Here is a 26,010-nt window from a genome sequence, read left to right as displayed (position 1 = left end):
GCGCCTCCGCGTCGATGCGGGGAAGATGCGCCGATGCTAACCCGCGAACGCGGCGAGGACGCCGCAGCGCGGCACGAAGCCGGCGAACCGTCTCAGCGCCCGCCGTCCTCCACCGCCACATCGTGCTGCTGCAGCCACGCCGTCACTTTGGCGCGTTCGGCGCGCGCCGGCTCGCTGAGCTTGTCGGCCGGCAGCTTGAACAGGAAGGTCTGGAAACTCGCGCCCTGGGCGTTGCGCGCGCGCGGGTCCGCGCCGGCTTCGAGCAAGGCCAGCACCTGCGAGGTGGCGTTGAGCTTGGCCGCCTGGTGCAGCGGCGTGTTGCCCATGCGGTCGGCGCGGTTGGGATCGGCGCCGGCCTTGAGCAAGGCCGCGAACTGCGCCTGGTAACGCGGGCTGGCGGCCTCCGACAACGGCGTCTGCCCGGTTTCGGCGTGGGCCACATCGGGATCGGCGCGGTGCGCCAGTAGCAACTGCAGGTACTGCGGATCGTTGGCGATGGCCGCTCCGTGCATCGCGGTGGCGCCGCCGAGCCCCGGGCGGGACGGGTCGGCGCCGCTGTCGAGCAGCGCTTCCAGGCCCTTCGGGCTCTGCTTGAGCATCGCGTACTGCAACAGGTTCACGTCGCGGTCGCCGCGCGCGTTGGGGTCGGCGCCGGCGGCGACCAGCGCGCGCACCTGCGCGGCGTCGCCCTCGGCCACCGCCTGCGCCAGCTGCGCGCTGCGCGCGTCGGGAAAAGCCTGCTTCGCATCGTCCATCGAATTCCCCCGGCAGGCCGCGGCCGCCAAGGCCAGCAACAGGCTCGACGCAACGATCGCGGCGGTACGCATCATGGCCCGATTGTGCTCAGCGTACGCGCCGCTGCCAAGCCGACCCGGTCACGTCACTGCCAGGGCGTCTGCTGCTGCAGCGCCTCGATCACCGGACCGATGGCATGCAGCTCGCCGGGACGGGTGGCCTTGTCGGCGACGTACTCGGCGGTGCGCTTGGCCATCTCGATCGGGTTCCAGGTGAAGTCCGGCGCCTTCGGCGGGTCCGGGTCCTTCAGGTTGATCTCGTGGCCGGGCGCGTCGGGGATGCCGTTGAGGATCGGCACGTCTTCCTGCGCCGCGGTCAGGATTTCACCGCTGACGTTGTAACGGCGGATCTGGCCGTCGGCGGCGTCGTTGCGGGCGGTGGACGGGTCCAGGCCCAGTCCGCGCAGGGTGTCGTCGTGCACGCCGGAGGCGTTGAAGGTCACCGCAGCGGTGTCGGTGGCCAGCGCCGCGGTCGCGGCCAGGCCGCCGCCGAGCGAGTGGCCGGTGATGACCATGTTCTCGCCGAAGGCCTGCTGCGCGTCCTGGGCCAGCTGCACGGCCTGATCGTATTGCTTGGAGTCCCAGCCGATGCCCTGGCGGGCGTTGGTGATCCAGTCCTGCACGTCGTTGGAACCGGCGTAGGCGACCACGTACTTGCCGTTGCCGTCGGTGTAGATGCCGGCGCGGAAGCCGGTGTCGCTGTTCTCCAGCGAGCCGGGGTCGATCCCGGCCTGGGTCAGCTGGGCGTCGTCGAGGCGGGTCCAGTTGCCGACGGTCTGGGTGTCGGGGTTGTAGACCGCCTGCGAGATCTGCGCCATTTCCAGGTCGATGGCCTGCGAATCCTGGCCGCGCAGTTGCTGGTCGAACGAGGTCGGGTCCGGCGCGGCGTTGGCGGCCGGGCCCTTCAGCGCGGCCAGCTGCGGGTGGTAGCTCGGGTCCAGCGCATAGGAGCCTTGCGGCACCGGCGGATTCAACGGCAGCTGCGGGGTCAGCGGCTCGAGCGGTTTTTGCCAGGTCGGCTGAAGCTGGGTCGGTTGCAGCTGCACGTTCATCGCGAAACCCCTCCCATCGGATGGAAGCCAACCTACGTGGCCGTATGCGCGCGCCACAACTGGGGCAGACCCGAGGGCCGCGCATTCATGTTCGACCGCGGTCGCGCTTGCGCCCCGCGTCGCGGCATCGGAGCCCGCGCCGCTCGACTTTCGGCCTACATCGGTCGGCCGCGCGCCTGCGCTATCGTCGCAGGCTGTCCCGGGGAGTACCGCCATGCCTGTTTCGATCTCCGCCCTGCGTCCGCGCCGCGCGGCGGCGCTGCTCGCGCCGCTGGCCCTGGCCTGCGCGTTCGCGCTGGCGCCGGCGCACGCCGCCGACCGCATCGGCGGCAAGACCTTCGCCACCCGCAGCGAGGTGTACGCGCCGCACGCGATGGCCGCGACCTCGCACCCGCTGACCACCCAGATCGCGCTGGACGCGATGAAGGCCGGCGGCAGCGCGGTCGACGCGGCGATCGCCGCCAACGCCGCGCTCGGGCTGATGGAGCCGACCGGCAACGGCGTCGGCGGCGACCTGTTCGCGATCGTGTGGGACCCGAAGACGAAAAAGCTCTACGGCTACAACGGCTCCGGCCGCTCGCCCAAGTCGCTGAGCCTGGCCGAGTTCCAGAAACGCGGGCTCAAGGAAATCCCGCCGCACGGGCCGTTGCCGGTGACCGTGCCCGGCGCGGTCGACGGCTGGTTCGCCCTGCACGAGCGCTTCGGCCGCAAGCCGATGGCCGAGAACCTCGCGCCGGCGATCCGCTACGCGCGCGAGGGCCATCCGGTGCACGAGGTGATCGCCTATTACTGGAACGCCTCGGTACCGCGGCTGTCGAAGTGGCCGGGCTTCAAGGAGCAGTTCACCATCGACGGGCGCGCGCCGCGCACCGGCGAGATGTGGAAGAACCCCAACCTCGCCCACACCCTGGAGCAGATCGCCCAGGGCGGCCGCGATGCGTTCTACAAGGGCGAGATCGCGCGCACCGTCGGCGCTTACTTCAAGGCCAACGGCGGCTATTTGAGCTACGAGGACATGGCCGCGCACCACGGCGAGTGGGTCGATCCGGTCAGCAGCAACTACCGCGGCTACGACGTATGGGAACTGCCCCCGAACGGGCAAGGCATCGCCGCGCTGCAGATCCTCAACATCCTGGAAGGCTACGACCTGAAATCGCACGGCTTCGGCAGCGTCGAGCACGTGCACCTGTTCGCCGAGGCCAAGAAACTCGCCTTCGCCGACCGCGCGCGCTGGTACGCCGACCCGGCGTTCGAGCAGTCCTCGCCGGTGGCCAAGCTGATCTCCAAGGATTACGCCGCGCAGCGGCGCAAACTGATCTCGCTCGACAAGGTGCTCAAGGAAGCGCAGCCGGCGACGCCCGCGCAGCTCGACCAGGGCGACACCATCTACATGACCGTGGCCGACGCCGACGGCATGATGGTCTCGCTGATCCAGTCCAACTACCGCGGCATGGGCAGCGGCATGGCGCCGCCGGGGCTGGGCTTCATCTTCCAGGACCGCGGCGAGCAGTTCGTGCTGAAAGAAGGCCATCCCAATTCGTTCGCGCCGGGCAAGCGGCCGTTCCACACCATCATCCCCGCGTTCGTGACCAAGGACGGCAAGCCGTGGCTGTCGTTCGGGGTGATGGGCGGAGCGATGCAGCCGCAGGGCCACGCGCAGATCCTGATCAACATGATCGACTTCGGCATGAACCTGCAGGAAGCCGGCGACGCGCCGCGCATCCAGCACGACGGCTCGACCGAACCGGCCGGGCAGATGGTAGCGATGAGCGACGGCGGCGAGTTGGATCTGGAAACCGGCTTTTCGTACGAGACCGTGCGCGAGCTGGTGCGGCGCGGCCACAGCGTGCGCTTCGCGCTGGGACCGTACGGCGGCTACCAGGCGATCATGGTCAATCCCAACGGCGGCTACGTCGGCGCCAGCGAGTCGCGCAAGGACGGGCAGGCGGCGGGGTATTGAGGTCGCGCTCGCGATGAGGGTTGCGCCGTCGCCGCATTCTCGCGGTCGCAGCTCGCGCAGCTCCTACAGGAAGCGATTGTAGGAGCTGCGCGAGCTGCGACCGCGAAAACGCAACGACGACGACCCCTGTCGCAAGCGAATGCGAAAAATTTTCGCGCCCCCACGCCCGCGCTCGCGAAGCTTTCGCTATTTTCGCCCGTCGTCGCTTCATGCGTTGACAGCCCGCCGCATCGCATCGAACACTGCGCCTGCATCGCCACGCGATGCGTCCAGTTGCGCAGCGCCATCGCGGCGCGGCGCGATCCGGCCCGAGGGGTGCTGCGACGGAGCCTGCGCTCCGCCACGCTCGGTCCGCGATGCCGAGCAAGGGCGCCCTCCCGCATGTTCGGAGGCGCCATGTCCGTCGTCGTTTCTGCTTCGCCCGATTCCACCCTGCCCGATTCTTCCTTGCACGATGCCGCCCCGCACGAGCCGCGGCACCTCGCCACCGATCCGCGCTCGCCCGACTTCATCGTCTTCGATCCGCCGCTGTCGCTCGCCTTGGTCGTCTCCGACGTGCAACCGCAGCCGCACGAGGACGACGCCGGCCTGCTCGCCGCGCTGAGCGAGCACGGCATCCACGCGCGGCCGCGCATCTGGAGCGACCCGGCCGTCGACTGGGCCGGGCACGATGCGCTGCTGGTGCGCAGCACCTGGGACTACTTCCAGCGCTACACCGAGTTCCTGCAGTGGTACCAGCGCATCGACGCGCTGCGCTGCCCCATCGCCAACCCGCTGCCGCTGCTGGTGTGGAACAGCGACAAGCGCTACCTGCTCGACCTGGCCGCGCAAGGCGTGGCGATCGTCGCCACCGCGCATGCGCGCGGCGGCGAACTCGACGCTGCGCTGGCGTCGATGCAGGGCGAGGTGGTGGTCAAGCCCAGCGTCAGCGGCGGCGCCTGGAACACGGTGCGCGGGCGCATCGGCGACGCCGCCTTCGCCGAGGCGCTGGCGGCGCTGCCGCGCGAACTCGATTACCTGATCCAACCGTTCCTGCCGCAGGTGGTCGAGGACGGCGAGTGGTCGCTGCTGTTCTTCGGCGGCGTCTACAGCCATGCGGTGTTGAAGAAGCCGGCGCAGGGCGACTATCGCGTGCAGACCTACTTCGGCGGCCGCGCCGATCTCACCGAGCCGCCGGCGCCGGTGCTGGCCGCGGCGCGGCGCGCGCTCGACGCGGTCGCCGCGCTCGGCCATCGCGACCACGCTTACGTGCGCGTGGACGGGGTGATCGTCGACGGCGCGTTGCGGATCATGGAGCTGGAGTTCATCGAACCGTTCCTGCACCTGGCCGCGCATCCGCCGGCGGCGCGCGCGTTCGCCGCGCAGTTGGCGCAACGCTGGTCGGGGTTGCGCGAATCGCGCGCGTCCGCGTCCGCGGCATCGCCGGCCTGAGCCTGCGCCGGCGGCGCGCCGCGGTTGCGCGCGTCGCCGGCGCCGCTTAGCGTCGACAGCATCCTTGCGCGTACCGGTATCCAGGCCGTCATGAGCGACTCCCACCAAGAACTGTTGTTTTCCTACGGCACCCTGCAACTGCCGGCGGTGCAGCAGGCCACCTTCGGCCGGTTGCTGCAGGGCGAGCCCGACGCGCTGGTCGGGTTCCGCCGCACGATGGTGAAGATCGACGACCCGCAGGTCGTCGCCACCAGCGGCGAAACCCATCACCCCATCGTCGCCGCCAGCGGCGACGCGGCCGATCGCGTCGCCGGCACGGTGTTCGCGATCAGCGCGGCGGAACTGGCGCACGCCGACGAGTACGAAGTCGACGACTACCGCCGGGTCGAAGCCGAGCTGGCCTCGGGCCGGCGCGCCTGGGTGTACGTGCAGGCCTGAGCCGCGCGTCGCCCAGCGCCGCCGCGGCCCGACGCGTTCAAGCGCCGGGCGCGGCTTCGATGGGCGCGGCATCGGCGGGCGCGGCCGACGCGTTCGCCGGACCGCGCAACAGCTTGCGCAGCGCCGGCACGCACGGCAGGTACAGCGCCGCGCCGACCACCCACACCCAGCCGTCCCAGTGGCCGGCGCCGGCGACGTAGATCGCGCCGAACAGCAGCGGCCCGATCACCGCGGCGAGGCTGGCGAGGCTGGCCAGCACGCCCTGCAGCGCGCCCTGGCGGGCTTCGTCGGTGCGCTCGCTCGACATCGCCAGCAGCGCCGGCCCGCCGATGCCGCCGCCGGCCGCCAGCAGCAGGCCGGGGGCGAGGGTCGCGACGCTGCGGGCGAAGGCGAACGCCAGATACCCCAGCACGTCGGAGATCACCCCGCCGAGCAGGGTGCGCGAGGGCCCGAAGCGGTCGCTGATGCGGCCGGTGGCGAAGGCCTGGAACAGCGAGTGGATGATCCCGAACGCCGCCAGCGACAGGCCGACCGCGGTCGGGTTCCAGCCGAAGCGGTCGTGGCCGTAGATCGCCCACAGCGTGCCCGGCACCTGCCCGGCCAACTGCATCGCCAGGTACAGCCACAGCAGCGGGGCCAGGTCCGGCAGCCGGCCCAGCTCGCGCAGCGAGTGCCACGGCGCCAGCTCGCGCAGCGACGGCAGCGCCCGTTGCGGCACCGGCGCGCGCGGGCGCCGCGGCTCGGGCAGGGCCAGCCAGGCCAGGGCGAAGTTCAGCGTCGCCAGCGCGGCCGCGGCCAGGAACGGCGCGCGCAGCCACACCGCGCCGAGCAGCCCGCCGATCACCGGCCCGGCGACCAGGCCCAGGCCGAAGCTCGCGCCGAGCCAGCCGTAGCGGCGCGCGCGCTGGGATTCGTCGGAGATGTCGGCGATGTAGGCGCCGGCGACCGAACCGCTGGCGCCGCTGACCCCGGCGATGGCGCGGCCCAGGTACAGCAGCGACAGCCACGGCGCGCAGGCCATCAGCAGGTAGTCCAGGGCGCTGCCGAACAGCGAGCACAGCAGCACCGGGCGGCGGCCGAAGCGGTCGCTGAGCGCGCCCAGCGCCGGCGCGCAGACGAACTGCATCAGCGCGTACAGCGCGGTCAGCGCGCCGGCGTGCAGGGCCAGGTTGGCGTGCACGCCGAACGCGTCGAGCAGTTGCGGCAGCACCGGCGCGATCAGGCCGATGCCGATGGCGTCGAGCGCGACCGTGGCGAGGATCAGGACCAGGGCGAGGTTGAGGCCGGAGGCGCCCGGCGCCGGTGCGGGCGCCGGCGCGGGCGACCGGGTCGTGGCGGTCGCCTCGGCGCCGGGCGGATCGCGCCCGGCGGCCGGGGCCGGGGTCGGTTCCGCGGGCATCGGCCCGGCGGGGCTGGCGGAGCCTGCGGGTTCGGCCGGCGCGGCGGCCGGCGATTGGATCGGGGTGCGCATGACACTTCCCTATCAGTGATAGATTCGCAGCGGATGCTAATCTATCGACGATAGGGACACAAGCCCCGTCGGCCGGAGACCGAAATCCATGAAATTGCAGCGCGAGACGGTGGTCGCCGCCGCCCTGAAACTGCTCGACGAGGTCGGCATGGACGGCCTGACCACGCGCCGTCTGGCCCAGGACCTGGGCGTGCAGCAGCCCAGCCTGTATTGGCATTTCAAGAACAAGCGCGAGCTGCTCGACGCCCTGGCCGAGGCGATGCTGGCCGGGCACCGGCCGGTGGACCGGGCCGCCTGCGCCGATTGGCGCGAGTGGATGGCGGCGCAGTCGCGCGAGTTCCGGCGTTGCCTGCTCGCCCACCGCGACGGCGCCCGGGTCCACGTCGGCACCCGCCCGCAGCCGCACGATTTCGGCGAAGTCGAGGCCGAACTGGCCTACCTGACCGCGGCCGGATTCAGCGCGTCCGACGCGATCCGCGCGCTGATCTCGCTGAGCTACTACACCGTCGGCTGGGTGCTGGAAGAACAGGCCGCGACCGAAGCCGGCCGCGGCCCCGGCCAGGCGCCGATGAGCCCGGACCCGCAGCGCTACCCGCTGCTCGCCCAGGCCCAGCCGGTGATGAGCCAGAGCGACATCGAGGCCGACTACGAGTACGGGCTGCGGGCGTTGATCGCGGGGTTCGAGGTTTCGATCGCGCGGCGCGGGGGCTGAGAGCGGCGGGCGCGGGTGGGCGATATGGCGGTCCGATCGAACGGCGTCGGGCCTGAAGGCCCTCCCACAAGAGCGGCATCGCTCCCGCGGCGACGGCGGGCTCTGGTGGGAGGGCCTTCAGGCCCGACGCCTTCCGATCCGACGCCGCGCCGCCGCGATGATCGCCTCAGTACGAACCGGCCTGGCCTCCGCGGCCCACGCGCCACGGTCCGGATTCAGTCCGCCGGCACCGTCCGCCCGCGCGCCCATTCGCGCAGCTGCGTCACCCGCTCGCCCATCACCACCGACAGCGGCCGGGTCTGCTTGAGTTCGGCGCGCACCTGGAAGTCCGACAACGCCGTGCCGGCGGCGTGCGCGGCGTACATCGCCGCGACGATGGCCTGTTCGATCTCGGCGCCGGAAAAGCCGTCGCTGGCCGCGGCCAGCGCCGCCAGGTCGAAGCCGGCCGGGTCGAGCGAGCGCCGGCGCAGGTGGATCGCGAACAGTTCCTCGCGCACGTCCGCGGCGGGCAGGTCGACGAAGAAGATCTCGTCGAAGCGGCCCTTGCGCAGCAGTTCCGGCGGCAGCGCGTCGATCTGGTTGGCGGTGGCGACCAGGAACAGTTTCGACTTGCGCTCGGCCATCCAGGTCAGCAGGTAGCCGAGCACCCGGCGCGACACGCCGCCGTCGCTGTCGCCGCTGTCGGCCAGGCCCTTCTCGATCTCGTCGATCCACAGCACCGCCGGCGCCAGCTGCTCGGCCGAGGCCAGCGCGGCGCGCAGGTTCTTTTCGGTTTCGCCGTGGAACTTGTCGTACAAGGTGCCGAAGTCCAGGCGCACCAGCGGCACGCCGAAGCCGGCGGCGACCGCCTTGGCGATCATCGACTTGCCGCAGCCCTGCACGCCGAGCAGCAGCAGGCCCTTGGGCGGGTCCAGCCCGGGCGGCGGCTGCGCGCCGGCGAACACCGCGCGGCGTTGTTCGACCCAACGCTTGAGCCGGCGCGCGCCGGCGACCTCGGTCATGCGCGCGCTGTCGTATTCGTAATGCAGGTGGCCGGAGCGGTTGAGCAGCTCGAACTTGAGCTTGGCCAGCTCGGGCAGGTCGTCGGCGTTGAGCGCGCCGTCGCGGAAGATCAGGTGGCGGGCGATGCGGCGCGCATCGACCGGGTCGATGCCCTGCAGGTTGCGCACGATCTGCTGGACCGCCTCGCCGTCGGCCTCGACCCGGCGGCCGCCGTTCTCGCGCGCGTAGTTCTCCGCTTCCTCGCGCACCAGCTTGAGCAGGGCGTTGGCGTCGGGCAGGCGCGGGGTGAAGCGCACCGCCAGCGCGTCCAGGTCCGGCGGCAGTTCCAGCTTGTGGCCGATCATCACCAGCACGTGCGGCTCGCACTCGCGGCGCTGGGCGATCTCGCGCAGTTGGCGCTGGGTGCCGGCGTAGACCAGGTAGGGATGGGCGTCGAACAGCAGGTAGATGCCGCGCTGGTCGGCGTGGCGGATCGCCTGCAGGGTGTTGGAGATGTCCGGCGCGGTCTCGGATTCGTCTTCGCGGTCCAGGTCGATCCGGCGCAGGCCCTCGGTGATCGACCAGCGGTACAGCGCGCGCCAGACGTTCATCAACGCCTGCCGGAACAGCTCGACCACGCGGGTTTCGTCGCGGGTCTCGATCACGATCAACGGGGTGTTGGCGCGGATCAGCGCGGTGAGGTCTTGCAGGTCGCTCATGGGCCAGGGTCGTCCGTGGAACGGCCATGATACGGCGCTCGGGCAGATGGAGCGGGCTGGGTGGGGCGATGCGAGCGAGCTGGGAGCCGGCCAGAAGTGAGCGCAGAGGAGTGAGGAGCGAGTAAGAGCCGGGATTTCGGCCGCTTCTACTCACTTCTCACTCCTCTGCGCTCACTTCTCCTCCCCCGCCCCTGACGGAACGCACAAACCGCGCCCGAGACGGCTCGTCGCGCCGGCCTAATCCGAAAGCCGTCTTGAGCCCGCGCGCGCCAGCCGCGACCATGGCCGTCACCGTTGCCACGCCGCGCCCCATGGCTTTCGACGCCTTCGCCCTGGTCCTGGCGATGCTGGCGCTGGGCTATCTGTTCCAGCGCCTGCGCGCCCTGCCCGACAACGCCGCCCAGGTGCTGAACCTGGTCGTGCTCTACGTCTGCCTGCCGGCGGCGGTGCTGCGCTACGCCCCGCGCCTGCACCTGGAGCCGGCGCTGCTCGGCGTAGCCGCGGTGCCATGGCTGCTGCTGGCCGCGACCGTGCTGCTGGTCGGCGCGCTGGCGCGCGCGCTGCAGCTGCGCCGCGACGAACACGCGGTGCTGCTGCTGACGGTGGCGCTGGGCAACACCAGCTTCCTCGGCTATCCGCTGACCCGCGCCCTGATCGGCGAACACGCCCTGCCCTATGCCGTGGTCTACGACCAGTTCGGCGCGTTCCTGATCCTGTCGACCTTCGGCCTGTGGGTGCTGGCGCGCTACGGCGGCGACGCCCGCCCGAGCGCGGCCGACATGCTGCGCCGGGTGCTGCGGTTCCCGCCGCTGTGGGCGCTGGTGCTGGGCTTCACGGTCATGCCGTCCGAACCGCCGAGCTGGATCGCCGGCGGCCTGCAGCGCCTGTCCGACGCGCTGCTGCCGCTGGCGATGCTGACCATCGGCCTGTCGGTGAAACTGGCCCTGCCGCGCGAAGAGCTCAAGCCGCTGGCCGCCGGTCTGGCGCTCAAGCTGGCGCTGATGCCGGCGCTGGCCTGGGCGCTGGTGCCGCTGCTGGGCCTGCACGGCGAGATGGCGCGGACCACGGTGCTGGAATCGGCGATGCCGCCGATGGTCACCGCCGGCGCGCTGGCCATCGCCCACGGCCTGGCGCCGCGGCTGGCGGCGGCGATGGTCGGCTATGGCCTGCTGCTGTCGCTGGCGACCTTGCCGCTGTGGGCGGGGGTGGCGACGGGGTGAGCCCGCCGCCCGCGTCGGGCCGCCTCAGTAATCCGCCGGATTGGCGCTGAAGTTCACCGGCACGCTCACCGCCACGCAGCCGTTGGCCGGCAGGTTCACGCCGGCGACGCTGAGGCTGTTGTCGCCGGCCACGCCGCCGCCGGCCGGGCAGGTGCCCGGCACCGCGCCGCTGCCGCCGCACGACCACCCAGCGCCCAGGCGCACGCCGTTCGGCAGGGTGTCGCTGATGGTGGCGCCGTTGGCGGCGTCGGGGCCGGCGTTGCACGCGGTCAGCACGTAAGTGGCCGAGCCGCCGGGCGTGTACGTGGTCGCGTTGTCGGACTTGCGCAGCGACAGCGCCGCACACACCGCATCGACGCTGGCGCTGGCGCTGTTGTTGGCGGTGCCGCCCGGGGCCGGGGTGTTGAAGCCGGCCTGGGCCGAAGCGCCTTCGGCCACCGGCGCGCGCGCCGAGATCGTGGCGGTGTTGGCGATCGCCGCGCACTGGCCGGCGCCCAGGGTCGCGGTGATGGTGTAGGTCAGCCGCCCGCCGGCGCTGCCGGCGGCGCCGGCCGGCAGGGTCGCGATGCCGCTGATCGCACCGGTGCCGCTGCTCGCCGGGCAGGTCGCGCCGGTGCCGACACAGGTCCAGGAGGCGAAGGTCAGCCCGGCCGGCACCGCGTCGGCGAGGTTCACCGAGGCGTCGTGGGCGGTCGTGTCCGCCACGGTCGGGCGCGAGGTGTTGTTGAGGAAGTCGACGGTGAACTGGGTGTTGGTGCCCGGCGTCGGGGCGGCATTGCCGACGGTCTTGGTCGTGGCCAGATCGACGTCGTTGTCGAGGATGGTCAGGGTCGCGCTGGCCTGCGCCGCCGCGCTGCAGGTCGAGGTGGAGGTCAGGGTGAAGGAGCCCGGCACCGGCTGCACGGTGAAGGTCACCGTCTCGTTGTCCTCGATCACGTTGTCGTCGACGACCGTGATCGGGATCGGGAAGGTCCGGTTGTCGTAGGTACCGGCCGGGATGGCCACGTCGACCTGGGTCGCGGTGCCGTTGTCGACGGTGTAGTCGCTGCCGACCGTCGCGGTGCCGCCGGTGATCTGGATCGGCACGGTGATGCCGCCGGCCGGCACGGTGCCGATCACCCGGATCTGCGGCAGGGTGCCGGCGGTGCCTTCGCGCACCGTGTAGCTGGTCGGATCGAATTCCAGATACGGGGTCAGGGTGACCTGGATCTCGTCGAGGAAGTTGCCCGAGGAGATGTTGCCCAGCGCGCTGCTGACCGCGGCGAAGCCGAGCTGCTGCACGCCGGTGGTGCCGGTGTAGGTGAAGGTGCCGCTGTAGTCGCGCCAGCCACCGGTGGTGCCGCCGATGGTCAGCGTGCCCAGGCTGGCGAAGGACGGCTGCGCGGCGCCGGCGGCGTTGATCCGGTCGGTGCCGTTGTTGGTGGTGCCGATGCGCGCCACCTGGGTGGTGATGGCCGAGCTGGTGCTGCCGGTCGCGTTGATGCCGAAGTCCATCACGTCCGGGACCGTGGCCGAATCGCGGCCGCGGTGGCTCAGGCGCCAGTTGATGACCTCGCCGTTGGTCATGCACACGTTCTGGTAGACGCGCGAGGCGGTGTAGGCATTGAGCTCGGCGTGCTGCTTGCCGGTGCGCGCGGTCACGCCCAGGGCGCCGTTGTTCCACAGCTCCAGCACCGGGCCGGTGGCCGGGTTCGCGGTGACGCCGCAGCCGCCGGCGGTGCGGTTGGTCTCGGTGGTGTTCCAGCCGGTGACCTGTTGCGGGCCGACGTAGAAGCCCACGCAGGCCGCGGTGACCATGTTCGGGGTTTCGAATCCCAGGTTGACGAAGGTGCGCTGCACCTGCGCCGGCGCGGCGAAGCTGGCGGCGGCGAGCGCCGCGGCCAGCAGCGCGCGCGCGCAGCGTCGTGGCGGCACGACCGCCGGGTCATGACACGACTGCATTCGACGCCCTCCCCCAGGAAATCGGACCTACCAGACCCAATCGTCGCGGCGGCCGGATTTAGTACACACAAAATGAAATCTTTTAGCTTTTCTTGTTCAGTAAAAATGTGCCTCAACTCCAAGTAACGTCGTAGCGGCGTCGTGTCGGCGGCACCTCGTCCGTCCGCGCTCCCGGCGCCCGCCCGGCCCGGCCGCCGCTCGCGCCGGGGCGTGATGACCGGCTGCATGAGCCCGGTGTACGCTGGGGCTCCGATCCGGAGGGAGCTCGCATGAAGACCGTGCTGGTGGCCAGTTCCAAGGGCGGTGTCGGCAAGACCACGATCGCGACCCACCTCGCCGCGCAAGCGGCACTGGAAGGCCTGCGCACGGCCTTGATCGACGCCGACCCGCAAGGCTCCTCGACCCGCTGGGCGCAGCGCCGCTCGGTCCTGGAAAGCGCGGTGCTGCCGTTGGACGGCACGCGCAAGAAGGCCTGGCGCAAGCACCTGCCCGAAGACGCCCAGCGCGCCGTGGTCGACGCCCCGGCCGGGGCCATGGCCGAGGACCTGGAGGCCTTCCTCGACGTCGCCGATGCGGTGATCGTGCCGATCCAGCCGTCCACCCTCGACATCGAAGCCACCGTGCCGTTCCTCGACACCCTCGCCCAGCACCCGCGCATCCGCCGCGGCCAGCTGCGCGTGGGCCTGGTCGGCAACAAGCTCAAGCCCTGGACCAACGCCTCGCAACAGGCGCTGGAACTGCTCAGCGAATGGCCTTACCCGGTGGTCGGGCAGATCCGCGACAGCCAGGCCTACGTGGTCATGACCGCGCTGGGCAAGAGCCTGTTCGACTACCACTCGCAGCAGATCCGCGAGCACCAGGCGGACTGGGCGCCGTTGTTGAAGTGGCTGAAGAAGTAAGAGCCAGGAGCGAGCGCAGAGGAGTGAGAAGCGAGAAAAAGCTTTTGCCCACTCCTCACTCCTCTACGCTCGCTCCTCGCATTCACCCACGCCCGCCGCCGCACCCGCTACCCTGATCCGCCCTGCGTTCGCGCAAGCACTTCCCCTCCACTCGATCCGTCCAAGGCCTCATGCGCGAACTGATCCTGCTCCGCCACGCCCACGCCGAACCCGCCGCCCAAGGCCAGGCCGACCTCGACCGCCCGCTCTCCGCCGAGGGCCTGGCCGAGGCCGAAGCCGCCGGCCGCTGGCTGGCGCAGAACAAACTGGTCCCCGACTGCGTGCTGTGCTCGCCCTCGCGGCGCACACGCGAGACCCTGGAAGCCGTGCTCGGCGCGATCGGCTATGTCGAACAGCGCATCGAGCCGTCGGTCTACGAGGCCACGCCGGGCACCCTGATCGGCCTAGCCGACACCCACGCCGAGGTCGAGCGGCTGATGCTAGTCGGCCACAACCCCGGCCTGGAACGGCTGGCCGCGCTGTTGCACAGCGGCCAGTCCGGCGACTACCGCGGCATGCCGCCGGCGGGCATCGCCGTGCTCAGCCTCGCCTCCGGCGTGGCCCTGGAACCGGGCTCGGCCCAGCTCAGCGCGTTCTGGTGGCCGTGAGCCCGGCGCGACCGCTGCGGCCGCGCCAGCGGCTGCGCGGCCGCGGCGCGGCCTGTGCCTGGTTGCTGGCCCTGGCCGGCAGCGCCGGCGCCCAGGCGTCGCTGCCGCCGGTGCCGCCGGCCGCGCCGGCGCCGGGCCCGCGGGTGGTGCGCCAGCAGGGCTTCGATCCGCTCCACACCCGTTTCAGTTTCGAGCTGCGCACCCGCTGGGGCCAGAAGGTCGAAGGCGAGTTCCCGCGCTACGACGGCGAGGTCAACGTGCTCGCCGACGGCCGCCACCAGGTGCGCATCCGCCTGGCCACCGGCGAGGTCGTGGTCGGCGGCTCCGAACGCTATACCCGCATGGCCCGCAGCGACCGCTTCTTCGCCGCGCAGCGCTATCCCTACATCGAATTCCTGTCCGAGCCGCACCCGGCCGACCTGGCCCGCACCGGCGGCGCCTTGCGCGGACGCCTGACCCTGCACGGGATCAGCCGCATGGAAACCTTCGTGCTCGGCCCGGCCGCGTGCGCGCGCCCGGGCGAGGATTGCGACGCGATCGCCCACGGCAGCGTCAGCCGCGACGACTACGCCTTGGACGGATGGCAGTTCGCGTTGGGCAACCGGGTGCGTTTCACCATGCAAGTGAGGCTTGAGTCCACGCAAAATAAGCCTCTCTCGCCGCGGCCGCCGTCGCCGCGCCCCCCACCGAGCGCGCCGGTCCCGCCGGAACGCTGACCCGTCGCCGCGGCCGCCGCCGCAGCGCCAAGGAGCCCCACCGTTGAACCCCGTGTTGCGCGGCCTCGCGGCCCTGCTCGCCCTGTCCCTGGCGGCCTGCGCCTCGCTGAGCCCGGCCCAGCGCGACCGCGCCACCGCGATCGCCGCGGCCGCGCGCTCGACCCAGATCGACTGCGCCGGCGCCGACGCCTGCGCCCAGCCCTCGGCGCTGTACGCGCTGGGCCCGCAGGCGGTGGCCGAATCCACCGAACAGCAGCCGCGCCACTACACCGTCATCCTCGACCGCGGCCCCGACGCGCTGCTGGCGCGGATCAACCTGATCCGCAGCGCCCGCCACACCCTGGACCTGCAGACCTACATCTTCGAAGAGGACGACGCCGCGCGCCTGGTCCTGGACGAACTGCTCGCCGCCGCGCGCCGCGGCGTGCGCGTGCGCCTGCTGATCGACCAGCTCGCCGCGATGCGCCACGTCGACACCCTGGCCGCGCTGGCCGGCGCCCACGTCGACTTCGAGATCAAGCTCTACAACCCGGTCCTGCACCGCGCCCGCATCACCTATCCGCAGTACGCCCTGGCCGCGGCCTGCTGCTGGCGCCGGCTCAACCAGCGCATGCACACCAAGCTGCTGCTGGCCGACGGCCGGGTCGGCATCTCCGGCGGGCGCAACTACCAGGACGACTATTACGACTGGGACGACGAGTACAACTTCCGCGACCGCGACGTGCTGGTCGCCGGCCCGGTCGCGCAGGTCATGGGCACCGACTTCCAGGTGTTCTGGAGCGACCGCCGCAGCGTCCCGGTCGAGCGCCTGGCCGACGTCGGCAAGCGCATCCTCGAACAGGGCGTGCCGGCGCTGCCGCCGAGCCACTTCGAGCGCCCGCAGCGCGCCCAGGCCATGCGCGATGCCGCCGCCGATCCGCAGCAAATACGCGAGCGGCTGCTGTCGCAGGTGATCGCGGTCGGCGCGGTGCGCTACATCTCCGACACCCCCGACAAGCACCGCGAGGACGCCGAGGCCAACGCCCTGGCCTCGGATTCGCTGCGCAACCTGATCGCCAACGCGCGCGACGAGGTGATGGTGCAAACGCCCTATCTGGTGCTGTCCAAGTCGGCGCAGGACCTGTTCCGTACCCTGCACGCGCGGCCGGACCGGCCGCGGGTGATCGTCTCGACCAACTCGCTGGCCTCCACCGACGCCTTCATCGCCTACGCGCTGTCGTACAAGTACAAGCGCCGCTACCTGCGCGAGTTCGGCTTCAACATCTACGAGTACAAGCCCTTCCCCGCCGACGCGCCGATCGACATCGCCGCCACCGGCGCGCAGTTGCCCGACCTCGGCCTGGCCGGGCTGGCCGAAGCCGACGCCGCGGCGCAGGCCGAACCCGCCGGCGCGGACGCCGCGACGCCGCGCGGCGCGATTGCCGAAGGCGCCGATCCCAACGAAATCCGCGGCGCCGGCCTGGCCGAATCGCGTCCGCGCCGCGCCGAACGCGGCGAGCCGGACCGCAGCAGCGTGCTCTACCGCCAGCGCTACCGCCAGCCGCTGACCCAGGAATACGCGGCTATGCGCTACGCGCGCCGGCGCACCAACGAACCGGTGCCGCTCAAGCGCGCCGGCGTGCGCATCGGCATGCACGCCAAGTCGATGGTGATCGACGGCCGCATCGGCGTGATCGGCACCCACAACTTCGACCCGCGCGGCGACCACTACAACACCGAGAGCACGGTGGTCATCGACGATGCGACCTTCGCCCAGGCGCTGGCGGCGAGCATCCGCCGCGACATCGCGCCGGAGAACTCGTGGGTGATCGCGCGCCGCGACAAGCCGCCGATCTTCTCCGGGCTGGAGTACTCGATCGCCAAGATCTCCGAGCACCTGCCGATCTTCGACCTGTGGCCGGTGCGCTACGCCACCAGCTACGAATTCGTGCCCGGCCCGGACTGCCCGCACCCGCTGTACCGCACCGACCCGGGCTTTCGCGCCTGCTACAAACCGGTCGGCGATTTTCCCGAGGTCAACCTCGGGGTGAAGAGCCTGACCACGCGCATGTTCACCGCCTTCGGCGCGGGCCTGGCGCCGATCCTGTAGGCATCGGCGTCGCCGCCGGCCGGCTGCGTTTCAGACTGTAGGAGCGACGCAAGTCGCGACCGCGAGACCGCAACCTGCAGCGAAACGTTCGACGCAAACGCATTGGCGCAGTCGCGGCTTGCGCCGCTCCTACAGGGGCTTCGGCCGGGTTCGTTTCAGGCTGTAGGAGCGACGCGAGTCGCGACCGCGAGACCGCAACCTGCAGCGAAACGTTCGACGTAACCGCATTGGCGCGGTCTCGGCTCGCGCCGCGCCTACAGGGGCGTCGGCCAGGTTCGCGTGCGCGTCGCCGTTACCGCGCCTGGATCGGCCGGTACTGCTTCTGGTCGCCGTAGGCCTTGCCCTTCTCGTCCACGTTCGCGCACAGGCGGCCGTCGCACAGGGTCACGTCGGCCTGGTTGTAGGCGCGCAGCAGTTCAGCGGAGATGCGGTTGTGGTCGATGTCGGCGCGGTACTGCCACAGCAGCCAGCCGCCGCCGAGCAACAGCAGCAGCACGCTGCCGAACGCGGCGCCGACCACTTTCCACACCAGGTGCTTGTGCAGCTCTTCCATCCGCTTGAGCTGCCCGGCCAGGGTCTGCGAGCCGGCGTGCAGCAAGGTGCCCGCGTCCTTGAGCCGCTTCTCGTAGGCGCCCACCGGTTCGGACAGGCCGCTCTCGAGCTTGCCCATCACCGCGCCGGGCAGGGTGCGCAGGCTGTCGTCGGCGGACTGGCGCAGCACGCCGGGCACCTGCTGGGCCAAGGCCTGCAGGTGCTCGGCGACGGTGCGCTGGTGGCGCTCGAGCTCCTCGCAGCGCCGTTCGAACTGCTCCATCAGCACCGCGGTCTTGCTGATCAGCGCCATCAACTCGTCTTGCTGCATCGCGTCCTCTTGGCGTTCGCCGCCGCTGCCGTGCCGATGCCCGCCCGGTCAGGCCATGCGCGGGCCGCGCGAGGGCGCGTCCGGCTGCTCGACCTGCGGCTTTTGCGCCTGCTGCGCCAGCGCCTGCTGTTCCTGGCGATCGACCGTGGCCACCGCCTCCTGGCGCAGGTTGCGGCCGGGATCGTTCGCGGCGGCGGCCTGGGTCGCCTGGCGGAACGCGTCGCGGTCGCCGGACTGGGCCGCGGCGAGCATGCGGTCGACCATCGAAGACGGATCGTCGGCCGACGCGCGCAGCCCCATCGCCGGCTGCAGGCGCGGCAGCGTCTCGGGCGCGTCCAGGCTGGAATGGCGCTGGCGCTCGCGCTCCTCGCGCCGCGCCGGTTCGCCGGCCGGCAGCGGGCCGCGGATGCCGTCGATCGCGTCCTCGACGGTGCCCAGCGGCGAGCGCAGCGCGCCGGTCAGGCCGCGCCGCGCCGCCATCACGTCGCCGCGGTACTTGTCGATCATCGGATCGAAGTCCTGCGCGCGCTGCTGCGCCTGCGGATCGGTCAGCACCGAGCGGTCGGGCCGGCCGTTGCCGTCGACGTTGGTGAAGTTGTGCATGCTGTGCGAGCCCATCAGCGAGCCGGCCGCGGTCAGCGGATTGCGCAGGTCCCAGCCGCTGCGGTTGTTCTCGTAGCCCTTGTCGCGCAGGGTGTCGATTTCCTGCTGGTTGGCGTACACCCGCACCTGGCCGTAGTGCTGGCTGGCGGCGCTGACCGGATCGCCGGCCATGACATGGTTGACCATGCGGTCGCCGCCTTCGGGGATGCGCCGGTTGAGGCTGACCGCGCCGTAGGCGTTGAAGGTTTCGCCGCGCAGGTCGAAATGGTGCGCGCTGACCTGGGCCAGGGTGCCGCCGAGCGAATGGCCGGTGACGGTGACCTCCGGCGAGGTGCCGCTGGCGCGCGCGATCTGCATCGCTTCGCGGGTCAGGGCGATGGCGTCGTTGGCCTGGACGTTGGCGCGGCTGGTGACCATGCCCGCGTCGGCGAGGCCGTCGCGGACCGGCTGGCGGTCGAACTCGGTGCCGCGGTGCGCGACCACAATTTCGCCGGTGTCGGCGCGCTGGTAGATCGTGCCCTGGTAGCCCGAGGGGCGGTCGACGTGGCGCAGGACGTTGTAGCGCACGCCGTCGAGCTGCACCTCTTCGCCCTGGCGGCGCGGATTGTAGGAATCCTGCGCGAGCGCGGCGTACTGCTGGCTGTTGAGGCTCATTGCGCACCTTCCTTGGCGGTCATGGTGATGGTGAACAGCTCATTGCGCAGTTCCGGCTGGAAGCGCGCCGGATCGGCGGCGCCGGCGTCGGGGAAGTCGCTGACCGTCTCGCTGCGCGGGTAATGGGCCTTGGCGTAGTACTTGGTGCGTTCCTGCTGGCCCTGCACTTCGCTGCCGAGCAGGTTGGACACGAACGAGGTCTCGGCCTGTTCGCCGCTGGCCTTGAGCTGGGCGTTGACGCTCGCCACCTGCCAGTGGCACACGCCCTTGCCGAGGTAGTCCTCGTCGAGCATCGCGTCGGCATAGACCGTGGCGGCGTAGGTGGTGTCGTCGACGCGGCTGAATTCCAGGTCCAGCGCCTTCATCGGATGGGTCGGCACGCCGGCCACCGGATCGGGGATGTAGACGCAGTCCGGCGCTTCGTATTGGGCGAAGCCGCGCACGTTGGCGAGCGGGCCGGGCGCCTGGGCGACCTTGAGCAGCACCCGGTAGGCGCGCTTGGGCGCCGGGTTGCGCTGGAACTTGGCGGCCAGGGCGGCGGGGTCGGGGCCGGCGGCGCCCGGGATCGGATCGGTCTGGGTGGTCATGGCGGTCTCGGGAGCGCTGCAGGCGGAAAGGCTCAACGCCAGCAGGAGGGCGAGGGGGCGTAACGGGCCGCGCATCGATGCCTCCATGGCGAAAGAACGGGGTGGCCGCGTCGCGGCCGGCGGCCGGGCGGCGGAACCGCCCTCGGCCGGAAACGGCGCAGGCGGCGGTCCGGCGAGCCTACGACAGGCCCCCAGCCGGAGCAAACCGTCATGCAGCGGGCGCTCCGACCAGCGACCGGGGTCACATCCGGCCCGGCGCCGCCGTCTAGGTCGTCAGTCATGGCAACCCCGGCCGCCCCCGGCTCATCCATTGCCTTGAACCCGGTCGCCACGCCCCGCCGGCCCGCCCCAAAACCGCACCGGGGCATGACCAAAGGGGGATATGACTTCCAGCACATAGCAAGCCCCGCCCAGGTGTTGTACTTTACCAACACACCGAAGCACTACACCTCCACGACAGCAGAAAGGACGACCCCATGAACGCCACCGCCACCGCCCGCACCGCCCCGACCGCCAAGACCCCGGCCACCGCCGCTCCGGTCCGCCACGTCCACCGCCAGCGCGACTTCGGCGTCGGCTACGGCAACTCCAGCGGCTACGCCAGCAACCGCAGCTACGCCAGCAACTGGGTCCAGCCGCGCTTCCGCTTCGCCTGATCGCCCACTCGGCGTCCATGGATCGCTCGTCCGCGGCCCTATCGGTTCTCCGGCCCGGATCGGCGCAGTAAGCGCTCCCATTCCCCGACTCAGCGCGCGCCGATCCGGCCTTTTTCCGGCCCACGGCACGATCCAGCCGCCGCACCCGCAGCACCGAAGCCCGTCGCACCCGCAATCCCCGGCGCAAGCCGCCATGTCCCGGCTGGTCCGGTCGCCGCCTCGCCGCTATCGTGAGCCGATGAGCGCATCCGACCCGACCAGCCCCGCGGCGCCCGCCGCCCAGCCGCCCGCGGCCAAGCCCTTGTTCCGCGGCGCCACCACCGTCGACGACCTCAACCGGCTCTCGCGCAACACCGCGATGGAGCCGCTCGGCATCGTCTTCACCGAGATCGGCCCCGACTACGTGCGCGGCACCATGCCGGTCGATCCGCGCACCCACCAGCCCTACGGCCTGCTCCACGGCGGCGCCTCGGTGTTGCTGGCCGAAACCCTCGGCAGCAGCGCCGGCAACCTGTGCTGCGCCGCCGGCAAGGTCTGCGTCGGCATCGAGATCAACGCCAACCACGTGCGCGGCGTGCGTAGCGGCACGGTCGTCGGCACGGCCCGGCCGATCCACGTCGGCGCCAGCACCCAGGTCTGGGACATCCGCATCGAGGACGAAGCCGGCCGCCTGGTCTGCGTCTCGCGCCTGACCCTGGCCGTGGTACCCAAGCCCTGAGCCGGCGGGTAGGCTAAGGCTCCGCGTGGCGCGGCCTTCGCGCCCGCACCGCGCCCACCGCCGAGGCTCCGTGCGCCGACCCACCATCAAAGATGTCGCCGAACTCGCCCAGGTCTCGCTGAAGACCGTCTCGCGGGTCATCAACGACGAGTCCGGCGTGCGCGCCCGCACCCGCGCGCGGGTGCACGAGGCGATCGCCGAACTCGACTACCGTCCCGACCCGTCCGCGCGCAGTCTGCGCAGCGCCCAGCCGTATGCGCTGGGCGTGGTCTACGACAACCCGAACCCGTACTACATCATCAGCGTGCAGAACGGCGTGCTGGCGGCCTGCCGCGAGACCGGTTACGGCCTGCAGATCCATCCCTGCGATTCGTCCTCGCCGCTGCTGGCCGCCGACCTGATCGACCTGGTCCAGGGCGCGCGCCTGGCCGGCCTGGTGCTGGCGCCGCCGATGTCCGAGCGCATGGAGCTGGTCAGCGAACTGCTCGCGCACGGGATCAAGCTGGTGCGCATCGTCTCGGCCGCCGAGGACCCGCGCGACGGCGCGCCATGCGTCTGGGTCGACGACCGCGACGCCGCCTACGACATCACCGAACACCTGATCCAGCTCGGCCACCAGCGCATCGGCTTCCTGTGGGGCGGCAAATCGCACCGTTCCAGTTGGGAGCGCTACAAGGGCTACGCCCAGGCGCTGACCGACTACGGCATCGGCGAAGACGAAAACCTGGTGCTGCCGGGCGACTACTCCTTCGACGACGGCTTCCGCGGCGCGCGCCGCCTGTTCGCCCTGCCCGACCGGCCGACCGCGATCTTCGGCAGCAACGACGAAATCGCCGCCGGCGTGCTGGCGGCGGCGAAGTCTTCCGGGATGCACGTGCCCTACGACCTGTCGATCGCCGGGTTCGAGGACAGCCCGTTCTCCAAGCAATCGTGGCCGACGCTGACCACCGCGCGGCAGGCGACCGAGGAGATCGCGCGGCATGCGGCGTATCGATTGATCGCCGAGTTGCGGCGCGAGAGCGACACCCCGGCGGAAGCGCCGGCGAACGAGGGCTTCAGCCCGATCCTGGTGGTGCGCGGGTCGACCGCGCCGCCGCGGCCCGCCGGCGGCGGTTGAGCCCGTCGCCTCCCGGCATCGTTGCGTAGGCCCATGTAGGAACGACGCGAGTCGCGGCCGTGCCATCGCAACTGCGGCGCAACCGTCGACGTAACCGCATTGGCGCGGTCGCGGCTTGCGCCGCTCCTACAGGGACTGTGGCCGGTTTCGTTTGCGACTGTAGGAGCGACGCGAGTCGCGACTGCGCCACCGCAACTGCGGCGAAACCTCCGGCGTAGCTGCATTGTCGCGGTCGCGGCTTGCGCCGCTCCTACAGGAGCTGCGGCCCGATCACTTCAACGCCGCCGCCTCGCGCGCCAACGCTTCGACCTTGGCCCAATCGCCGGCCTTCACCGCCGCCGCCGGTGCTACCCACGAGCCGCCGACGCAAGGCACGTTCGCCAGCGCCAGGTACTCGCGCGCGTTGTTCGCACCGATCCCGCCGGTCGCGCAGAAACGCAGTTCCGGCAGCGGGCCGCCGAGCGATTTCAGCGCGGTCGCGCCGCCGATCGATTCGGCCGGGAAGAACTTGAGCTGGGTGTAGCCCTGTTCCAGCAACGCCATCGCTTCCGAGGCGGTGGCCGCGCCCGGCAGCCACGGCAGGTCGATCTCGCGCGCGGCGGCGATCAACCCCGGCGAACTGCCGGGCGAGACGGCGAAAGTGGCGCCGGCCTTGAGCGCATCGACGAAATCCTGCGGCCGGCGCACGCTGCCGACGCCGACCGCGGCGCCTTCGACTTCGGCGGCGATCGCACGCACCGCCTCCAGCGCGACCGGCGTGCGCAGCGTCACTTCGATCGCCGGTAAACCACCGGCGACCAACGCGCGCGCCAACGGCACGGCGTGAGCGAGGTCGTCGATCACCAACACCGGCACCACCGGCGCCAGCGCCAGCACCGCGCCGACGCGCTTTTGCAGATCCTGCATCGCAGTCATTGTTCGATTCCCGGAAGAAGACTCAGGCGCGCGCGGCGACTTCGTCGATGTGCTTGAGCAGGTCGGCCGGGTCTTCGTAAACGCGGAAGCCGCCGGCGCGTTCGAGTTCGTCCTGACCATAGCCGCCGGACAGCAGGCCGACGCCGAGCGCGCGCGCGCGGCGCGCGGCGAGCAGGTCCCAGATGCTGTCGCCGACCACCACCGAATGCTCGATGTCGGCGCCGAGCTTGTCGGCGGCGGCGAGGAACAGGTCGGGATCGGGCTTGGCGTAGCGCACCATGTCGCGGGTGATCACCACATTGCGCTCGGGATCGACGCCGAGCGCGACCAGGTTGTGGCGCGCGGTTTCCATGCGGCCGCTGGTGGCGATGGCCCAGGGGATGCCGTTGTCGGTCAGGTACGCGAGCAGCTCGACCGCGCCCGGCAGCGGCCGGATCTGCGTCGCCTGCGCCGCATAGGCCTGCGCGTGCAGCTTATGCAAGCGCTCGACCCGCTCGGGGGTGATGTCGATTCCGGTCTCGCGCAGCAGGATGTTGGTGAACAATCCGCCGCTCATGCCGATCTTGCGGTGGATGCGCCACACCGACAGCGGAATGCCGTCGGCGTCGAGGGCTTGTTTCCAGGCCAGGACGTGCTGGTAGACGCTGTCGACCAAGGTGCCGTCGAGGTCGAATAGGAAGGTGGTGCGGATGGGGGCGGGCATGGCGCTGCCTTTTCGGAATCCGGGAGGGGTGGGCAACTTCGTTCTTACCTATCGTCATTCCCACGAAGGCGGGAATCCAGAGACTTTAGAGTCATGTCGCGATGAAGCCCTGGATTCCCGCGTTCGCGGGAATGACGGTTGTCGCCATCGCGATGAAGCCCTGGGTTCCCGCCTTCGCGGGAATGACGGTGGAGGCGGCGCGAGGCTTCGAACGAATCGACGCCCACACCACCGCCGCAATCACAACGGCACCGGCCCGAACACGCCCGCGCCCCGATCGGCCGGCGCGGCCGCATCGCGGAACGCGGCGAACAGTTCGCGGCCGAAGCCGACGTGGTGCGCGGACAGGTCGGCCGTCGCGTTCTCGCGCGCCGCCCAATCCGCCGGTTCGATCACGCTCAAGGTCCCGGCCACCGCGTCCACGCGCAGCACGTCGCCGTCGCGCAGTTTCGCCAGCGGTCCGCCGACCATTGCCTCGGGCGTGACGTGGATCGCCGCGGGCACCTGGCCCGAGGCGCCGGACATGCGGCCGTCGGTGACCAGCGCCACGCGATGCCCGCGTTTCTGCAAAACGGTCAGCGTCGGCGTCAGCTGATGCAGCTCGGGCATGCCGTTCGCGCGCGGGCCCTGGAAGCGCACCACCACGATCACGTCGCGATCCAACTCGCCGCGCTCGAACGCCTGCTTGACCTCGTATTGCTCGGTGAACACACGGCACGGCGCCTCGACCGTCCAGCGGTCTTCCGGCACCGCCGAGACCTTGATCGCCGCGGTGCCGAGGTTGCCGGTCAGCACGCGCAAACCGCCGTCGGCGCGGAACGGTTCGGCGACCGGGCGCAGCACCGCGGTGTCGCAGCTGGTCGGCGTCGACGGCACGTACTGCACTTCGCCGTCCTCGCCCAGGCGCGCTTCGACCCGGTAGCGATCCAGGCCGTTGCCGGCGACGGTTTCGACGTCGCCGTGCAGCAGGCCGTGATCGAGCAACTCACCGATCAGAAACGCCAGCCCGCCGGCGGCGTGGAAGTGGTTCACGTCGGCGCTGCCGTTGGGATAGACCCGCGCCAGCAGCGGCACCGCCGAGGACAGCGCGTCGAAGTCCTCCAGCCGCAGTTCGATGCCGGCGGCGGCGGCCATCGCCACCAGATGCAGCAGGTGGTTGGTCGAACCGCCGGTGACGTGCAGGCCGATCACGCCGTTGACGATGGCGCGTTCGTCGACGATGCGGCCGATCGGTCGGTAGTCGTCGCCGAGCGCGGTGATCTGCGCGGCGCGGCGCGCGGCCAGCGCGGTCAGCGCATCGCGCAGCGGGGTGTTGGGATGGACGAAGCTGGAGCCCGGCAGGTGCAGGCCCATCATCTCCATCAGCATCTGGTTGGAGTTGGCGGTGCCGTAGAAGGTGCAGGTGCCCGGGCCGTGATAGCTGCGCGCTTCGGCTTCGAGCAACTCGTCGCGGGTCGCTTCGCCGGTGGCGTAGCGCTGGCGCACGCGCGATTTCTCGTCGTTGGGCAGGCCCGAGGTCATCGGCCCGGCCGGCACGAAGATGCCCGGCAGGTGGCCGAAGTTCAACGCGCCGATCAGCAGGCCGGGCACGATCTTGTCGCACACGCCCAGGTACAGCGCGGCGTCGAACATGTCGTGCGACAGCGCGATCGCGGTCGACATCGCGATCACATCGCGCGAGAACAGCGACAGCTCCATGCCTTCGCGGCCCTGGGTGACGCCGTCGCACATCGCCGGAACGCAGCCCGCGACCTGCGCGGTCGCGCCGGCGTCGCGCGCGGCGGCCTTGAGCAGATCGGGATAGCGCTCCAGCGGCTGGTGCGCGGACAGCATGTCGTTGAACGAGGTGACGATGCCGAGGTTCGGCGCCGCGCCGCTGCGCAGCGCCTGCTTGTCGCCGACGTTGCAAGCGGCGAAGCCGTGGGCGAGATTGCCGCACGACAGCCGGCGCCGGTGCGGACCGCTGCCGCAAGCCGCGTCGATGCGGGCGAGGTAGGCGGTGCGGCGCGCGCGGCTGCGTTCGATGATGCGTTGCGTGACTTGCGCGACGACAGGATGCAGTTGGGTATTCACGTGGACCTTGGTCGATGCGGGGCGCCGGCATCGGCGCCTGGCCGGTGACTCG

Annotated in this window: 23 protein-coding genes and 1 riboswitch; of the genes, 12 read left to right on the top strand and 11 right to left on the bottom strand. The window is 71.2% G+C overall.

Annotated features, from left to right (window positions below; translation table 11 throughout):
• Nucleotides 1-92: 92 nt before the first annotated feature.
• Together RDV84_RS07665 and RDV84_RS07660 are read right to left on the bottom strand one after the other, a co-directional pair.
• Nucleotides 93-830 (bottom strand): ankyrin repeat domain-containing protein, encoded by a 738-nt coding sequence (locus tag RDV84_RS07665; protein WP_309152969.1) that lies wholly within the window; start codon nucleotides 828-830, stop codon nucleotides 93-95.
• Nucleotides 831-880: 50 nt separating this feature from the next.
• On the bottom strand, nucleotides 881-1,846 hold the full coding sequence (locus tag RDV84_RS07660) for a Tle-like phospholipase domain-containing protein (RefSeq protein WP_078998804.1): 966 nt from the start codon (nucleotides 1,844-1,846) through the stop codon (nucleotides 881-883).
• A gap of 214 nt (nucleotides 1,847-2,060) precedes the next feature.
• On the opposite strand from RDV84_RS07660, the gene ggt reads away from it, so the two are divergent.
• The 3 genes from ggt to RDV84_RS07645 all read left to right on the top strand — a co-directional run bounded on the left by ggt (nucleotide 2,061) and on the right by RDV84_RS07645 (nucleotide 5,675).
• Nucleotides 2,061-3,806 carry a gamma-glutamyltransferase gene (gene ggt, locus RDV84_RS07655; RefSeq protein ID WP_309152968.1) on the top strand — a complete coding sequence of 582 codons (1,746 nt, stop codon included), beginning with the start codon at nucleotides 2,061-2,063 and terminating at the stop codon, nucleotides 3,804-3,806.
• Between the two features lie 304 nt (nucleotides 3,807-4,110).
• A riboswitch (S-adenosyl-L-homocysteine riboswitch) is annotated at nucleotides 4,111-4,188 on the top strand.
• Nucleotides 4,189-4,202: 14 nt separating this feature from the next.
• On the top strand, nucleotides 4,203-5,237 hold the full coding sequence (locus tag RDV84_RS07650) for an ATP-grasp domain-containing protein (protein ID WP_309152967.1): 1,035 nt from the start codon (nucleotides 4,203-4,205) through the stop codon (nucleotides 5,235-5,237).
• 90 nt (nucleotides 5,238-5,327) lie between these two features.
• A complete protein-coding gene (locus RDV84_RS07645; protein WP_078996543.1) occupies nucleotides 5,328-5,675 on the top strand; it encodes a gamma-glutamylcyclotransferase family protein in 348 nt (115 codons plus the stop codon).
• A 37-nt stretch (nucleotides 5,676-5,712) separates the two neighbouring features.
• On the opposite strand, the gene RDV84_RS07640 is transcribed toward RDV84_RS07645, so the two are convergent.
• Entirely contained in the window at nucleotides 5,713-7,146 is a 1,434-nt protein-coding gene (locus tag RDV84_RS07640; RefSeq protein ID WP_309152966.1) for a TCR/Tet family MFS transporter, read from the bottom strand.
• An 88-nt stretch (nucleotides 7,147-7,234) separates the two neighbouring features.
• Between RDV84_RS07640 and RDV84_RS07635 the strand changes: the two genes are divergently transcribed.
• Nucleotides 7,235-7,858, top strand: a complete 624-nt coding sequence (locus RDV84_RS07635) for a TetR/AcrR family transcriptional regulator C-terminal domain-containing protein (RefSeq protein WP_057949607.1) — start codon at nucleotides 7,235-7,237, stop codon at nucleotides 7,856-7,858.
• A 215-nt stretch (nucleotides 7,859-8,073) separates the two neighbouring features.
• On the opposite strand, the gene RDV84_RS07630 is transcribed toward RDV84_RS07635, so the two are convergent.
• Nucleotides 8,074-9,558, bottom strand: a complete 1,485-nt coding sequence (locus RDV84_RS07630; protein ID WP_057949608.1) for an AAA family ATPase — start codon at nucleotides 9,556-9,558, stop codon at nucleotides 8,074-8,076.
• A 311-nt stretch (nucleotides 9,559-9,869) separates the two neighbouring features.
• Between RDV84_RS07630 and RDV84_RS07625 the strand changes: the two genes are divergently transcribed.
• Nucleotides 9,870-10,778, top strand: a complete 909-nt coding sequence (locus RDV84_RS07625; protein WP_309152965.1) for an AEC family transporter — start codon at nucleotides 9,870-9,872, stop codon at nucleotides 10,776-10,778.
• A gap of 24 nt (nucleotides 10,779-10,802) precedes the next feature.
• On the opposite strand, the gene RDV84_RS07620 is transcribed toward RDV84_RS07625, so the two are convergent.
• Nucleotides 10,803-12,719 carry a Calx-beta domain-containing protein gene (locus RDV84_RS07620; RefSeq protein WP_309152964.1) on the bottom strand — a complete coding sequence of 639 codons (1,917 nt, stop codon included), beginning with the start codon at nucleotides 12,717-12,719 and terminating at the stop codon, nucleotides 10,803-10,805.
• A gap of 269 nt (nucleotides 12,720-12,988) precedes the next feature.
• Here RDV84_RS07620 and RDV84_RS07615 point away from each other — a divergent pair, with 269 nt between their 5' ends.
• From RDV84_RS07615 to RDV84_RS07600, 4 genes are all read left to right on the top strand, one after another.
• Nucleotides 12,989-13,618, top strand: a complete 630-nt coding sequence (locus RDV84_RS07615; RefSeq protein ID WP_057949611.1) for a ParA family protein — start codon at nucleotides 12,989-12,991, stop codon at nucleotides 13,616-13,618.
• Between the two features lie 170 nt (nucleotides 13,619-13,788).
• The gene (locus tag RDV84_RS07610) at nucleotides 13,789-14,265 is read left to right on the top strand and encodes a SixA phosphatase family protein (protein WP_057949612.1); all 477 of its coding nucleotides are present in this window, start codon (nucleotides 13,789-13,791) and stop codon (nucleotides 14,263-14,265) included.
• The gene (locus RDV84_RS07605) at nucleotides 14,262-14,981 is read left to right on the top strand and encodes a YceI family protein (RefSeq protein WP_309152963.1); all 720 of its coding nucleotides are present in this window, start codon (nucleotides 14,262-14,264) and stop codon (nucleotides 14,979-14,981) included. The genes RDV84_RS07610 and RDV84_RS07605 overlap by 4 nt, the downstream gene beginning before the upstream one ends.
• 43 nt (nucleotides 14,982-15,024) lie before the next feature.
• Nucleotides 15,025-17,070: a phospholipase D family protein gene (locus tag RDV84_RS07600; RefSeq protein WP_309152962.1), complete on the top strand. Its 2,046-nt coding sequence runs from the start codon at nucleotides 15,025-15,027 to the stop codon at nucleotides 17,068-17,070.
• Between the two features lie 292 nt (nucleotides 17,071-17,362).
• On the opposite strand, the gene RDV84_RS07595 is transcribed toward RDV84_RS07600, so the two are convergent.
• The 3 genes from RDV84_RS07595 to RDV84_RS07585 are packed head-to-tail and all read right to left on the bottom strand — an operon-like array spanning nucleotide 17,363 to nucleotide 19,776.
• The gene (locus RDV84_RS07595; protein WP_057949615.1) at nucleotides 17,363-17,932 is read right to left on the bottom strand and encodes a hypothetical protein; all 570 of its coding nucleotides are present in this window, start codon (nucleotides 17,930-17,932) and stop codon (nucleotides 17,363-17,365) included.
• 48 nt (nucleotides 17,933-17,980) lie between these two features.
• A complete protein-coding gene (locus RDV84_RS07590; protein ID WP_078996548.1) occupies nucleotides 17,981-19,189 on the bottom strand; it encodes a Tle-like phospholipase domain-containing protein in 1,209 nt (402 codons plus the stop codon).
• Complete coding sequence (locus RDV84_RS07585) at nucleotides 19,186-19,776, bottom strand: hypothetical protein (protein ID WP_057949617.1); 591 nt, start codon at nucleotides 19,774-19,776, stop codon at nucleotides 19,186-19,188. The genes RDV84_RS07590 and RDV84_RS07585 overlap by 4 nt, the downstream gene beginning before the upstream one ends.
• Before the next feature lie 476 nt (nucleotides 19,777-20,252).
• Here RDV84_RS07585 and RDV84_RS07580 point away from each other — a divergent pair, with 476 nt between their 5' ends.
• The 3 genes from RDV84_RS07580 to RDV84_RS07570 all read left to right on the top strand — a co-directional run bounded on the left by RDV84_RS07580 (nucleotide 20,253) and on the right by RDV84_RS07570 (nucleotide 22,267).
• Entirely contained in the window at nucleotides 20,253-20,432 is a 180-nt protein-coding gene (locus RDV84_RS07580) for a hypothetical protein (RefSeq protein ID WP_057949618.1), read from the top strand.
• 358 nt (nucleotides 20,433-20,790) lie between these two features.
• Nucleotides 20,791-21,150 (top strand): hotdog fold thioesterase, encoded by a 360-nt coding sequence (locus tag RDV84_RS07575; RefSeq protein WP_057950347.1) that lies wholly within the window; start codon nucleotides 20,791-20,793, stop codon nucleotides 21,148-21,150.
• 70 nt (nucleotides 21,151-21,220) lie between these two features.
• The gene (locus tag RDV84_RS07570; RefSeq protein ID WP_057949619.1) at nucleotides 21,221-22,267 is read left to right on the top strand and encodes a LacI family DNA-binding transcriptional regulator; all 1,047 of its coding nucleotides are present in this window, start codon (nucleotides 21,221-21,223) and stop codon (nucleotides 22,265-22,267) included.
• A gap of 270 nt (nucleotides 22,268-22,537) precedes the next feature.
• On the opposite strand, the gene eda is transcribed toward RDV84_RS07570, so the two are convergent.
• The 3 genes from eda to edd all read right to left on the bottom strand — a co-directional run bounded on the left by eda (nucleotide 22,538) and on the right by edd (nucleotide 25,958).
• A complete protein-coding gene (gene eda / locus RDV84_RS07565) occupies nucleotides 22,538-23,173 on the bottom strand; it encodes a bifunctional 4-hydroxy-2-oxoglutarate aldolase/2-dehydro-3-deoxy-phosphogluconate aldolase (protein WP_197414791.1) in 636 nt (211 codons plus the stop codon).
• A 31-nt stretch (nucleotides 23,174-23,204) separates the two neighbouring features.
• Complete coding sequence (locus RDV84_RS07560) at nucleotides 23,205-23,885, bottom strand: HAD family hydrolase (RefSeq protein ID WP_057949621.1); 681 nt, start codon at nucleotides 23,883-23,885, stop codon at nucleotides 23,205-23,207.
• 240 nt (nucleotides 23,886-24,125) lie between these two features.
• Nucleotides 24,126-25,958: a phosphogluconate dehydratase gene (gene edd / locus RDV84_RS07555; RefSeq protein ID WP_309152961.1), complete on the bottom strand. Its 1,833-nt coding sequence runs from the start codon at nucleotides 25,956-25,958 to the stop codon at nucleotides 24,126-24,128.
• Nucleotides 25,959-26,010: the final 52 nt, after the last annotated feature.

It is taken from the genome of Lysobacter yananisis, from assembly GCF_031199375.1.
GTDB lineage: Bacteria > Pseudomonadota > Gammaproteobacteria > Xanthomonadales > Xanthomonadaceae > Lysobacter > Lysobacter yananisis.
Note: the sequence above shows the minus strand (reverse complement) of the source record. Positions and strands in the feature narration are given on the sequence as shown.

Bases quoted from the DNA above. Each gene is read 5' to 3' on its own strand.
- RDV84_RS07665 (WP_309152969.1), bottom strand. From the start codon at position 830: ATGATGCGTACCGCCGCGATCGTTGCGTCGAGCCTGTTGCTGGCCTTG.
- RDV84_RS07660 (WP_078998804.1), bottom strand. From the start codon at position 1,846: ATGAACGTGCAGCTGCAACCGACCCAGCTTCAGCCGACCTGGCAAAAA.
- ggt (WP_309152968.1), top strand. From the start codon at position 2,061: ATGCCTGTTTCGATCTCCGCCCTGCGTCCGCGCCGCGCGGCGGCGCTG.
- RDV84_RS07650 (WP_309152967.1), top strand. From the start codon at position 4,203: ATGTCCGTCGTCGTTTCTGCTTCGCCCGATTCCACCCTGCCCGATTCT.
- RDV84_RS07645 (WP_078996543.1), top strand. From the start codon at position 5,328: ATGAGCGACTCCCACCAAGAACTGTTGTTTTCCTACGGCACCCTGCAA.
- RDV84_RS07640 (WP_309152966.1), bottom strand. From the start codon at position 7,146: ATGCGCACCCCGATCCAATCGCCGGCCGCCGCGCCGGCCGAACCCGCA.
- RDV84_RS07635 (WP_057949607.1), top strand. From the start codon at position 7,235: ATGAAATTGCAGCGCGAGACGGTGGTCGCCGCCGCCCTGAAACTGCTC.
- RDV84_RS07630 (WP_057949608.1), bottom strand. From the start codon at position 9,558: ATGAGCGACCTGCAAGACCTCACCGCGCTGATCCGCGCCAACACCCCG.
- RDV84_RS07625 (WP_309152965.1), top strand. From the start codon at position 9,870: ATGGCTTTCGACGCCTTCGCCCTGGTCCTGGCGATGCTGGCGCTGGGC.
- RDV84_RS07620 (WP_309152964.1), bottom strand. From the start codon at position 12,719: ATGCAGTCGTGTCATGACCCGGCGGTCGTGCCGCCACGACGCTGCGCG.
- RDV84_RS07615 (WP_057949611.1), top strand. From the start codon at position 12,989: ATGAAGACCGTGCTGGTGGCCAGTTCCAAGGGCGGTGTCGGCAAGACC.
- RDV84_RS07610 (WP_057949612.1), top strand. From the start codon at position 13,789: ATGCGCGAACTGATCCTGCTCCGCCACGCCCACGCCGAACCCGCCGCC.
- RDV84_RS07595 (WP_057949615.1), bottom strand. From the start codon at position 17,932: ATGCAGCAAGACGAGTTGATGGCGCTGATCAGCAAGACCGCGGTGCTG.
- RDV84_RS07590 (WP_078996548.1), bottom strand. From the start codon at position 19,189: ATGAGCCTCAACAGCCAGCAGTACGCCGCGCTCGCGCAGGATTCCTAC.
- RDV84_RS07585 (WP_057949617.1), bottom strand. From the start codon at position 19,776: ATGACCACCCAGACCGATCCGATCCCGGGCGCCGCCGGCCCCGACCCC.
- RDV84_RS07580 (WP_057949618.1), top strand. From the start codon at position 20,253: ATGAACGCCACCGCCACCGCCCGCACCGCCCCGACCGCCAAGACCCCG.
- RDV84_RS07575 (WP_057950347.1), top strand. From the start codon at position 20,791: ATGGAGCCGCTCGGCATCGTCTTCACCGAGATCGGCCCCGACTACGTG.
- eda (WP_197414791.1), bottom strand. From the start codon at position 23,173: ATGCAGGATCTGCAAAAGCGCGTCGGCGCGGTGCTGGCGCTGGCGCCG.
- RDV84_RS07560 (WP_057949621.1), bottom strand. From the start codon at position 23,885: ATGCCCGCCCCCATCCGCACCACCTTCCTATTCGACCTCGACGGCACC.